Origin of the sequence: Candidatus Rickettsia kedanie, from assembly GCF_045865205.1 — a bacterium.
Lineage (GTDB): Bacteria > Pseudomonadota > Alphaproteobacteria > Rickettsiales > Rickettsiaceae > Rickettsia > Rickettsia australis.
Genome location: NZ_BAABMM010000028.1, coordinates 1 through 9,539 on the forward strand (window position 1 = coordinate 1; position 9,539 = coordinate 9,539).

Here is a 9,539-nt window from a genome sequence, read left to right on the forward strand (position 1 = left end):
TATGTAATAATTGATACATTCTTTCTATGCTACAATCAGCATCACTCAAATTACCCAATACTAATGCTTGTACAAACGAACAGCCGGTTAATTTTCTTCTCCTCTTGATGAAACCGCTGCTAATTGCTTACTTACTTTCCTTAACTTGACGCGTATGATATTATGAATACAGTAGATATTAGATTACATGTTTCAGCAGATATAAAGACAGAAGCAGAAAAAATATTTAAGCAAATGGGGATACTATGTCGGAAGCCATGAGGATATTCCTAAATCAATGTATCAATAGCGGCGGTTTGCCTTTCAAACCACATATTAAGATTCCTAATAAAGAAACATTAGAATCATTTAAGCAAGCAGAAAACGGTGAATAAAACAATTTGAAAAATTTTTAGACGACATCGCTAAATGAGACAGATTCACTCTACTGTAATTTTTAATCGCGATTTAAAACGCTTATTTAAAACGCTTGGTTAAAAGAAGTAAAAATATAAAAAAATACAAGCAATAGTGAATATGCTTGTAAACAATATTGCTTTACCACAAAAATATAGACCTCATAAACTCATAACCCAAAATGGGAATATAATATTGAACCTGATTGGCTATTTAATATATGAAATAAAAAAAGATACAATTATTTTATATCGCACAGGAACATATGCAGATTTATTTTAAAGTCCATAGCAAATTATTTTTGTAATTTGCTATTTATTATGACCTAAGAAAATACTGCTCGCTCGACTGCGTCTGCACTATGTTGTACTAAATCCTTAGCGATTTCTTTAGTAACCATCTTTTTTAGACCATTTTTAAGTTCTTGTCTAACACATCCAAGCATCTGCGGTTCTGCTACAATAATCAATTCCTTATATTGAGCTTGATCAGCAGCCGTTACTTTCTCTAGATGTTTAATAACGCTCCTTGCTGCTTCTTTATGTTCTATATCTTTTAGCGAAGTATGCGGCTCAAATAACGAAGCCGGTGTAGATTTATTTTGGTAAAGGCTTTGTCTTTTTTCTCTATGGTGGTGATGCTCCTCTAAATCCAAAGATAATTTTAAAGGTTTATTAGTAGTAATTTTAATCCCAAACGCGTCGTAAAGCATCATTTGCTTACTATCGATAACTGCAATTAATTTTAACGGTGCTGTACTTACCATAAATACCTCCATAATAATATATTGGTCATTTTATGATAATACTAATTATTATATAAACCAATATTAATTTAATAATTTTTGCTTTTCGCTATTAATTATTTGCGCAACCTTATCATTTAGAATACGTACGTCTGTTTGCTCTACCTCTTCTTTTTCTATTACACCTATAATCTTTACCTTTATAGTTCCAGGTTGCTTAAACCAAAAACCTCTAGGCCAAAATAAACCGGCATTATGAGCCATCATTACAATTGGCACCTTAGTAATTGAAGCAAGTTTTACGGCACTCGGCTTAAAATGCACCGTTCTATCAGGTGGGACTTTGGTTGATTCCGGAAATATGATCAACCATAATCCTTCTTTTATTTTTTCCTGACCTTCTCTTAAAATCTGAGCAACCGAGCTATTAGTACCACGGTCAACCGCAATAGGTTTAACCATCCGCAGCCCCCAACCAAGCAAGGGTATATTAAATAATTCACGCTTTAATACCCAAGAATGTTTAGGAATAATCAGTTGCATAAACATTTGATCCCAAAAGGATTGGTGATTAGACACGACTATTGAGATTGCTTTCGGTAATTTCTCAAGTCCCTCTACTTCATATTTTAAACCGCAACAAATTTTTGCAAGCCATACAAAAGCATAAGAAAAGATAATGGCAATTCTATATCTTATTTGATCATTGACATTGAAAAATGTTACGGGTATGTAACATATAAGAAAACAAATAAATGTAAATAACGATAATAATCCGTAAAATGATAAAATTCTTAAACGCCACAGCATAATTATTAATTAATTATTAATTAAAATGGTACTTATAACATAAATTTATAGCTAGTAAAATAAATAAGGTATTATAATGAAAAAAACTGTTCTTTCCGGCGTGCAAGCAACCGGTTCTTTACATCTCGGTAACTATTTAGGTTCAATTAGACACTGGGTTAAAATGCAGGAAGAATATAATTGTTTTTTCTTCTTAGCAGATTTGCATGCTATCACGGTTGATATTAAGCCATCAGAACTTAATAATTCAATTATGGGGGTGCTCGCTGTTTATTTAGCAGCAGGGCTTAACCCTAATAAAGTAACGATTTTTGCCCAAAGTATGGTGAAAGAGCATGCAGAGCTTGCTTGGCTACTAAACTGTGTTACACCGCTTGGATGGTTAAAGCGAATGACGCAATTTAAAGATAAAGCAGGAAGCGATCAAGAAAAAGCTTGCCTTGGGTTATTTTCTTATCCGGTACTTATGGCAGCGGATATATTGATATATAAAGCTGATATAGTGCCTGTAGGTGAGGATCAGAAGCAGCATTTAGAGCTAACAAGATATATTGCAGGTGTGATAAATAGAAAATTTGATAAAGAAATTCTAACAGTACCTAAACCCCTAATTAATGGTTTAGGTACAAGAATCATGAGCTTACGGGATGGATTAAAGAAAATGAGTAAATCTGATATATCTGATTTCGCGCGTATTAATTTGAAAGATGATAATGACCTTATTCATCAAAAAATAAAAAAAGCCAAAACTGATCATTTAAGCTTTGTTAGCTATGATAAAGAAACAAGACCGGAAATTAGTAATTTATTAGATATTTATAGAAGTTTATCCGAAGAAAGTTTAGAAAAAATAATCAATAATTATCAGAACCAAGGTTTTACAAAATTTAAAGCAGATTTAGCAGAAATTATTATTACAAATCTACAACCGATACGTGATAAATATTTAGAATTAATAAATGATAAAGAATATTTATTAAAAATACTACGCAGTGGAGCAGAAAAAGCAAGAATGAGAGCTTCTGAAACGGTTAACGAAGTGAAAGAACAATTTGGATTTGTGATTTAAATTTGTATATTTCAAGATTTCCCTTGAAATATATAAGATTATTTGGTATGAATCTTCTTGGATAGGTGGCCGAGTGGTTTAAGGCACTAGTCTTGAAAACTGGCGTACAGGCAACCGTACCGTGGGTTCGAATCCCACCCTATCCGCCACAGCTCAGTTTATGAGATTATACTCTTTAATATTGTCTTTGTGATGTTTTAGTATACTTATCTAATAACACTCTCATCACTTTTTGATAAGAAACATGACTACGAGCTGCCTCTGATTTAAAAAATTCTATACTCTCTTTACTTATATTTCAAAAAAATCTTATAATTTGCAGCACAAAATACCAAAATTAAATCTTTTTAGAGATATCCACAAAACCTAAGGCCACATAAGGAATTTACATGAAAGAGGAAGGGATAAAAGATAATTATTCATTCGTAAGAAATTATAGATTAAATAAATTAAAAGAAGATAGTGTTTGTAAACTTAATTGGCTTTTTCTTCCCGGCGGTCCTGGTATGTGAGCTAATTACTTGATTGATTTTGTATCAAGATTAGACTTACAAGGTTCATTATTTATAGGGTATTTTCCTGGGGATGGCAATAATCGTAATACTGAAGAAATAAATTATGAAGATTGGAAAGAGTGCTTTAATAGAGGTAGTAAATAGATTAGCACCTTGTATACTAGTTACCCATTCTTGTAGTGGTATGTTTTCGTTAACTATAGATAATTTAGAAAATATATTAACCGGTTTAGTTATAATGAGTAGCACTCCGAATAATCCTTGGACAAAAGAAACTGCTAATAAATATAATTTATCGGATATAATCAATGATATAAATGAGTTATATGCAAACCCGACGGATGATCAATTAAAGACATTTTTTTATGCAAACATCCCATATATATTTTGTGAACATGAAATCCCAGTTGGAAAGCAATTATTAGCACTTTGTTCATATAATATAAAAACAAGAATATGGGCTAGTCAAAATTTTTATAACTCTTATAAATATAGCTGGATACCCAATAAATTACCGACATTAATTATTGGAAGCCACGATGATAAGTCGCTTCCTATCAAACTATTTTCAGAAAATACAAAATGGTCTCGTTCTAACATAAAAATAATCGAGCTATATGATACAGGACACTTTACTTGGTTGAGTTGTTTTGAGCGAATTAATGAAGAATTGTTAGGACTAGCAAAGATATAAATGAATTATGATTACTATAAGTATTGGTAAAAATCCTTAAGTATATTCCATAAATATCCGATATTTAAGGATTATACTCCTGAAATATCTATTTTGTTCAGTTGATTCAACATCATTTTAGCGGCTTTGATGCCGCCTTCTTTTGAGGTTTTTATATTGGTGATTTCAGTGTGGAAGGTTATTTTACTGCAATCGAGGTTACCAAGCATAAAATCGGTTTGTATATTATCCGCATCTAGATATTGTGAGTAAGCACCAATCGGTGTACGGCAATTAGCATCTAGATATTCTAAAAACGCTCTTTCGGGTTTTATTAGTTCACAGGTAGGAAGATGATTAATTTGGTTGCATATCTCAAGCATCGAATTATCATTTTGTCGTACCTTAACTGCAATGACTCCCTGCCCTACACACGGCAACATCTGCGCATATTCTATCAAATGACAATATTCCGGATTAAACGCTCCAAGCCTTTTCAGACCCGCATATGCTAAAATTGTTGCATCAACTTCACCGGTCATTAGCTTTTTTATTCTTGAATCAACATTCCCTCTAAAAATTGTTACCTTTAAATCCGGTCTTATTTTTTGGATAAATGCTTTTCTTCGCACTGCCGAGCTACCTATTACGGAATGTTGCGGCAGTTCTTCTATGGATTTATAATTTAAACATACAAAAACATCTCTGGGGTCTTCACGCTCTAAAACAGCGGCAATTACTAGCTCTGCAGGTATTCTACCAGGTACGTCTTTCAAAGAATGAACGGCTAAGTCAATTTTTTTATCAAGCAATGCTTGCTCTATTTCCTTTAAAAATAAAGCTTTACCCCCTATATCGTATAATGGTTTATTTTGGATTAAATCACCGCTAGTAATAATGGGTACTATTGCACAATTAATATCAGGAAAAAATTGTTTGATTTGCTGAATAACTAAATTAGTTTGTATTAAAGCAAGTGGACTGTTTCTTGTACCTATTCTGATAGAATTTATCATTTGTTTTCTACTATTTCAAAAGGGCTAGTAAAACTTAAAATATTACTGTTTATAATTACTTCATGATTCATAATAACCGGATGATTTACCTCTCCATGCCCTATTCCATCAGCTTTATAAGCTTCTATATGCGGAATATGATTTAAACAAAAACTTTTTATAGCTTGTTCTACAAACTCATCCCCTTTAGTAAAATCACCGAAAATTATTGCCTCTATATCGTCAAATATACCGGCATTTTTTAATTGAACTAGATTACGATGCACGGCATAGGCTTGTTCATTAACGTCTTCAAGCAGTAATATATTACCCTTTTTTAGGTCAATAGAAGTTCCTATTAACTTGCTAAAAACCGTTAAATTGCCGCCTGTTGTTGTACCTGTTATATTTTCCTCACTAATTTTATTTATAGATATAAGTTGTATTTCACTCTTTTTCCCTTCAAGAATATCTATTATAGGCATAAGAGCCTGATTAGTAGACGGTAGTAACGAGGTTAATACTGAACCGTGAATAGTTGGGATATTATAATGGTTATTTAGTAATAAATGCAAAACGGTAGTATCGCTATAGCCTATCAGGATTTTATCACCTTTTTGCTTTATATTAAAACAATCTTCTACAAATTCACTGCATCCATATCCACCGCGAAAAGCCCAAATGATTTTAACCTGCTCATTTTCCATAGTTTCTTTGAACATTCTCAGCCTTTCCTCTTTAGGAGAAGCGAAAAAAGGTAATTCATCACCTGAAAAATCTTATCATCTACTAAAGTTTTAAAACCATGTAAAGCTAGCATTTTAATAGCTTCCTTTAATGTATCTTGTTCATCCGGACAGCTTGACACCGGTACTATAATTGATATCAAATCTTGTTGTTTGTTAAAAATAATTTTTTTCATAGATAAGGATTTTAATATTATTCTCTTGTCCTCTTATGTCATTAAAATTATGATGGTTATACGAAGGTAAATTTCAAAAAGAGCAAGGAGTCTGCAAGGCGAGGAGCTGAGCGTATACTTAATACGTGAGTACCGCAGAACTTGCTAGACGACGACAATTTTTAAAATTTACTGAGTATAAGGCATCGTAAAAATAAACTTAGTCTTATCCTGTTTATCATTTTCTGCCCAAATTTTCCCGGCGTGCAGTTCTATTACTTTCTTACAGAGAGCAAGCCCTACTCCTCTACCTCCTGCCGGTGTACGTGTTGTAGAGCTTACGACAAATACGCCGAATATACTCTGCAATTCCTCTTTCAGTACTCCTATTCCATCGTCTTTTATACTAAATACAATACTGTCTTTCTGCTTTTGTAAATCAATTTTTATTATTCCCTCACTACAATAGCTGAGAGCATTAATTATTAAATTATCGAATGTGTGTTTAATATAATGAGGATCACAGTGAAATATTATATTCTCTTCAATATCAGATACAAAATTTAAGGTTTTGCCGTTTAGATATAATTTCTTACATATTTTAATCCTTTCATGTAGTAATTCGCTTAAGTTGATATCTTCTTTATTTAATTCATAATTAAGACTGGATAATTTTGAAAAATCTAGAATATTATTTATCAAGCTATTTAATCTAATAGAGCTTTTAGCTATAATCTCTACGGCACCACGACGCTGATCTTCATTAAATTGATCATAATTAGCCCATAAAGTTTCACCAAGGCTAATAATACCGGTTAGCGGCGTGTTGATTTCATGGTTTATATTACGTAAGAACTCATGTTTTAAATCAAGTAACTTCTCTAATTCCTGCTCTCTATAATTAACTCTATTACCTAAATGAGTATTTTTTAGGTTAAGCAATCTTTCTTGCTCCTGCTTTGGTTTTAAGAATAGTATTAAAAGGCTACTAAATAAGGTTAGGAAATATACTACTTTGAATTGAAAACTATCTATGCTAATTAATAACTTTTCATCCATAAAATATTTATAAAACTCTATACTTGCAAATACTCCTGTAACGGTCATAAGTAAAGTAGCTTGCCACCTGAATATCGTTGCAATTATAAGTAAGTTAATTATCAAACACATTAATTGCAACTGATCAAAACTATTTGATATAACAAGTAAACTACTAAAAAATATTAATATAACGAAAGTAGCAACAAACCAACATAAAGATATAATATAATTCTTTTTAAATTTTAAAGACCATAAAGGATAAGTGATTAATATTGCAGCAGTGATAAGGGTGGTATGGTAAATAATATTATATATCTCCAAATGGGTCATTATTTTACTACCTGATGTGGTATATAAAGATGAGAACATCGATATTAAAATAAATATACCGACATAACTATAAGTAATTTCTTGATTTGGTAGGGTACTTTCCCAATATTTAAAGATGTTAAAATTCTTAAGATCACGAAATAAAGTCAAAAATTTTCTTTTTCTCTCTTGCCTGATTATTTTAATGGCTAACGGCTCTTTTAAAGAATTAAACCCTCCTGGTTGCTTTAAAATATAATGGCTTCCAAGGAAAAAGAGTAAATTTACAATAGTTGCGGGTAGTATTGGATAAATACCTAGAACTGCTCTTAAAGCAAATATTTGCCACAATATAATAGTTAATATTGTAGCAATCATACCGATAAAAAAACTTTTGGCACTTGATTTAAAACCGTATATTAACAAAATTAACGGCAAAGTGATTAGCGGCAAATAGATACTAGTTAACAATAGCAATAGATTTATTAAATCTTTCGTATAGAATGAGATAATAAAACCTATTAATCCTATAGTAATTGCGGTTATATAATTATAATTTAATGAAGCTTTTTTAATGATGTCATTAGTAAAAGTTACCGCTGCAACGTTAATATAAGAGTTAGTACTTGAGATTATCATTGCCATAATAACACCGAAAATTAACCCATTAAGTCCTATATAACTTTTAATAATCTGTAAAAACAATTCATTAGTGTTAACACTTGGATCTTGAGATAGTAATAATATTACAATCCAAATAAATAAGGCGGATAAACAAAGACAAATAATTGCCGAAATAAAAAAAGTTTTTGATATTTGCTTTGTGTCTTTTGCCATCAATATTCTTTGAAAAATTGAAGGACCAAGCAACGGAATCGCAAAATATATAAAAATATTTAAAGAAATCCAAAATTTAGGACTAGTATAGTGAAACCATTCTTGTAAATCAGTGAGACGAGTCTGTACGTTTGAGTCTATAACTATATGCGGATCGCTAAAAACATTCCATACGACAATTCCTGTGACCGGAATAATTGCACTATAGGTAAAAAACTGTACGGCTTCGGTGAAAGTAACCGATTTTACACCGCCAAAAGCAGAATAGCTTATTATTACGGTGGCGATACATAAATCTATGTAAAAATTTGAAATATTAAAGAATAGCTGTAATATTAAACTTGCTACGTGGAATTGCATGGCAATCCTACCTATAGACATTAATATACTAACTATCGACGTAAGAATACGAACTTTGTTACCGTAAGCCTCCCCTATTATTTCCGCTGCTGATAAGCTACCCAAAAAATGCTCAAAACGAGGAGCTATAAAGTAACTAATTAATAACCAACTAACGACGCTACCGAATATACTAGGTAATAAGTAAAATAACCCGTCCGTATATATTCTTGAATTATCAATTAAAAAAGTACTAGTACCGATCCAAGTAGCAATAAGAGTTGCGACTATTGTACCTGTAGAAAAATTCCTTTTTCCTACCACATATTCACGAATATTTTTTATATTTTTGATGTTTAGAAGTCCAACTAGCAAATTAATCGCTAAAAAGCTAGTAAAAATGAGGAGATCTATATTTGGCATAGAGTTAAGCTATAGGGATTTTCTATGCAAATAATAATAACGATAAAAAAGAAAGAAACAATATTTTTGTGGAGTTAAAAAAGTATGTCATTCTGAGCTAAATGCACATGAGCGTGATAAGACTCTATGTCATTCCCGTGTGGCATTGTTGTGTGGATACCACCCCATCATTGCGAGGAGCCATAGGGGATGCGGCAATCCAGAAAAAATAATAAAAAATTCTGACTTACAGAATTTTTTACTGGATTGCTTCGTCAATTGCTATGCAATTTCCTCGCAATGATGGGGTGGTATCCACGCAACAACGCCTTCCCGCCTACGCGGGAATGATATCCTGAACTTTCATACAACACAAGGTTAAGGGCACTGTTACAAATAGTTATTGTGAGTTTATTTTGTGAAGGTTTACAAAGTAGTATATGTTATGTATTAAAATGCTAATAGATTTTCAGTAATAATTCTCATTTCGCCTTGAATGCCTTGAGC

10 protein-coding genes, 1 tRNA gene and 1 pseudogene are annotated in these 9,539 nt (G+C 31.8%); 7 read left to right on the forward strand and 5 right to left on the reverse strand.

Annotated elements, in window-relative coordinates:
- Positions 1–257: 257 nt before the first annotated feature.
- Entirely contained in the window at positions 258–374 is a 117-nt protein-coding gene (locus tag ACKTSD_RS03935) for a type II toxin-antitoxin system RelB/DinJ family antitoxin (RefSeq protein WP_412708099.1), read from the forward strand.
- Positions 375–498: 124 nt separating this feature from the next.
- Positions 499–678, forward strand: coding sequence for a type II toxin-antitoxin system YafQ family toxin (locus ACKTSD_RS03940; protein WP_412708108.1), 180 nt, complete (start codon positions 499–501; stop codon positions 676–678).
- Between the two features lie 43 nt (positions 679–721).
- Here the strand turns inward: ACKTSD_RS03940 and ACKTSD_RS03945 are convergent, their stop codons facing one another.
- Complete coding sequence (locus ACKTSD_RS03945) at positions 722–1,162, reverse strand: host attachment protein (RefSeq protein WP_412708100.1); 441 nt, start codon at positions 1,160–1,162, stop codon at positions 722–724.
- A gap of 63 nt (positions 1,163–1,225) precedes the next feature.
- Complete coding sequence (locus ACKTSD_RS03950) at positions 1,226–1,951, reverse strand: lysophospholipid acyltransferase family protein (protein ID WP_412708101.1); 726 nt, start codon at positions 1,949–1,951, stop codon at positions 1,226–1,228.
- Between the two features lie 76 nt (positions 1,952–2,027).
- On the opposite strand from ACKTSD_RS03950, the gene trpS reads away from it, so the two are divergent.
- The 5 genes from trpS to ACKTSD_RS03975 all read left to right on the forward strand — a co-directional run bounded on the left by trpS (position 2,028) and on the right by ACKTSD_RS03975 (position 4,229).
- Positions 2,028–3,020: a tryptophan--tRNA ligase gene (gene trpS / locus ACKTSD_RS03955; RefSeq protein ID WP_412708102.1), complete on the forward strand. Its 993-nt coding sequence runs from the start codon at positions 2,028–2,030 to the stop codon at positions 3,018–3,020.
- Between the two features lie 59 nt (positions 3,021–3,079).
- A tRNA-Ser gene (locus ACKTSD_RS03960) sits at positions 3,080–3,169 on the forward strand.
- Positions 3,170–3,409: 240 nt separating this feature from the next.
- Positions 3,410–3,532: a hypothetical protein gene (locus tag ACKTSD_RS03965; RefSeq protein WP_412708103.1), complete on the forward strand. Its 123-nt coding sequence runs from the start codon at positions 3,410–3,412 to the stop codon at positions 3,530–3,532.
- A gap of 9 nt (positions 3,533–3,541) precedes the next feature.
- Positions 3,542–3,679: a hypothetical protein gene (locus ACKTSD_RS03970; protein ID WP_412708104.1), complete on the forward strand. Its 138-nt coding sequence runs from the start codon at positions 3,542–3,544 to the stop codon at positions 3,677–3,679.
- Positions 3,639–4,229: a hypothetical protein gene (locus ACKTSD_RS03975; protein WP_412708105.1), complete on the forward strand. Its 591-nt coding sequence runs from the start codon at positions 3,639–3,641 to the stop codon at positions 4,227–4,229. Before ACKTSD_RS03970 ends, ACKTSD_RS03975 begins: the two co-directional genes overlap by 41 nt.
- Positions 4,230–4,300: 71 nt before the next feature.
- On the opposite strand, the gene hemC is transcribed toward ACKTSD_RS03975, so the two are convergent.
- From hemC to ACKTSD_RS03990, 3 genes and pseudogenes are all read right to left on the reverse strand, one after another.
- On the reverse strand, positions 4,301–5,224 hold the full coding sequence (gene hemC, locus ACKTSD_RS03980; protein ID WP_412708106.1) for a hydroxymethylbilane synthase: 924 nt from the start codon (positions 5,222–5,224) through the stop codon (positions 4,301–4,303).
- A pseudogene (locus ACKTSD_RS03985) lies at positions 5,221–6,125 on the reverse strand (LD-carboxypeptidase). Before ACKTSD_RS03985 ends, hemC begins: the two are co-directional and overlap by 4 nt.
- Positions 6,126–6,293: 168 nt before the next feature.
- The gene (locus ACKTSD_RS03990) at positions 6,294–9,053 is read right to left on the reverse strand and encodes a sodium:solute symporter family transporter (protein ID WP_412708107.1); all 2,760 of its coding nucleotides are present in this window, start codon (positions 9,051–9,053) and stop codon (positions 6,294–6,296) included.
- Positions 9,054–9,539 lie beyond the last annotated feature (486 nt).